Genomic DNA, 1,864 nt, shown 5'->3' with positions numbered 1-1,864 from the left:
CTGCTGACCATTGGTGTTCGCGCTGAAGGGACCCTGAGTCCGCGATGACACTTGCTGTCCGTTATGTTTCCGCCCGTACTCTGGACACGGCTCCCGCGCCGAGCGTGCCGCCCGGTCCGGGTGAGGTGGAGCTGGCTCCCGCGTTTGTCGGTATCTGTGGTACCGATCTGCACATCTTCCATGGCGACATGGATGCCCGGGTCGCCGCGCCCGCGGTCCTGGGACACGAGATGTCCGGCCGGATCGTACGCGTCGGTGAGGGTGTGGAGGGCTGGCAGGCCGGTGACGCGGTCACGGTGATGCCCCTGCGCTGGGACGACACCTGTCCTGCCTGCAGTGCGGGCCATCAGCACATCTGCCAGCATCTGGACTTCATCGGCATCGATTCCCCGGGCGCGATGCAGCAGCGCTGGACCGTGCCCGCCTCGACGCTGGTCAGGCTGCCGCAGTCCCTTCCTCTGGACCGGGCCGCGCTGGTCGAGCCGACCGCGGTCGCCGTGCACGACGTGGGCCGGGCCGCTGTGCGGGAGGGTGAGAAGGTCGTGGTGGTCGGTGGCGGGCCGGTCGGCATCCTGATCGCGCTGGTCGCGCGGGCCGCGGGTGCGCAGGTGCGGGTGGTGGAACTGAGCGCGCACCGTCGGCTGCTGGCCGAGGAGTTGGGGCTGACGGCGTGGGACCCGGCCGCGGACGAGGTGGCGGCACTGGTGCGGCAGTGGAGCGGGGAGGCGGGCGCGGATGTCGCTTTCGAGGTGTCCGGCGCGGCGGGTGGTGTGGACACCGCGGTCGAGGTGCTGGGAGTGCGTGGCCGATTGTGTCTCGTGGCCATTCATCCCCGGCCCCGCGAGGTGAACCTGCACCGCTTCTTCTGGCGCGAACTGACGTTGGTGGGTGCCCGGTTGTATGACCGTGGTGACTTCGAGCGTGCGGTGGCCCTGGTCGCGGACGGCACGATCCCGGCCGGGCGGCTGATCAGCAAGGTCGTCCCCCTCACGCAGGCACCCGCCGCGTTCGAGGCGTTGGAGGGCGGCGGTGACGTGATGAAGATCCTCGTGGACTGCACCACCGGCACCGGTCACCTGCACGACGCCCAGGGGGTGGCCGTATGACCGTCTTCGATCTGACGGGGAAGCTTGCCGTGGTCACCGGGGCGCGGCGCGGCATCGGCCGGGCCATGGCCCGCGCGCTCGCCGAGGCCGGCGCGGACGTCATCGGCGTCAGCGCCGGCCTGGAGGCATCCGGCAGCGCGGTGGAGAAGGACGTGCACGCCGCGGGGCGGTCCTTCGAGGCGATCCGCACCGACTTCGCTGATCCGCAGGCGGTGCGGGCTCTGGGTGCGGACCTGGCCGGGCGCCGGCGGCCGGTGGACATCCTCATCAACAACGCGGGCACCATCCGCCGTGCTCCGGCCGTCGAACACACTGATGCGGACTGGGAGTCGGTGCTCCAGGTCAACCTCACCGCGCAGTTCGTGCTGAGCCGGGCGGTCGGCACGTCGATGGTGGCCCGCGGACAGGGGAAGATCATCTTCACGGCGTCGCTGCTCAGTTTCCAGGGCGGCATCACCGTGCCCGGCTACACCGCCGCCAAGCACGGCATCGCCGGACTGACCAAGGCACTGGCCAACGAATGGGCGCCGCACGGCGTGAACGTCAACGCCCTCGCGCCCGGCTACATCGCCACCGACAACACCCAGGCCCTCCAGGACGACCCGCAGCGCAGCCGCGCGATCCTGGACCGCATCCCCGCCGGACGCTGGGGCAACGCGGACGACCTGGCAGGCGCCACCGTCTTCCTCGCCTCCGACGCCGCCGCCTACATCCACGGCATCGTCCTGCCCGTCGACGGCGGATGGCTCGGCCGATGA

2 protein-coding genes are annotated in these 1,864 nt (G+C 71.0%); both read left to right on the top strand.

What is annotated here, in order from left to right:
* Positions 1 to 44 precede the first annotated feature (44 nt).
* Positions 45 to 1,106, top strand: coding sequence for a zinc-binding dehydrogenase (locus tag ACFY16_RS43080; protein ID WP_390652684.1), 1,062 nt, complete (start codon positions 45 to 47; stop codon positions 1,104 to 1,106).
* Positions 1,103 to 1,864: an SDR family NAD(P)-dependent oxidoreductase gene (locus tag ACFY16_RS43075; protein WP_390652683.1), complete on the top strand. Its 762-nt coding sequence runs from the start codon at positions 1,103 to 1,105 to the stop codon at positions 1,862 to 1,864. The genes ACFY16_RS43080 and ACFY16_RS43075 overlap by 4 nt, the downstream gene beginning before the upstream one ends.

This window comes from Streptomyces sp. NPDC001315 (genome assembly GCF_042896175.1).
Lineage (GTDB): Bacteria > Actinomycetota > Actinomycetes > Streptomycetales > Streptomycetaceae > Streptomyces.
Note: the sequence above shows the minus strand (reverse complement) of the source record. Positions and strands in the feature narration are given on the sequence as shown.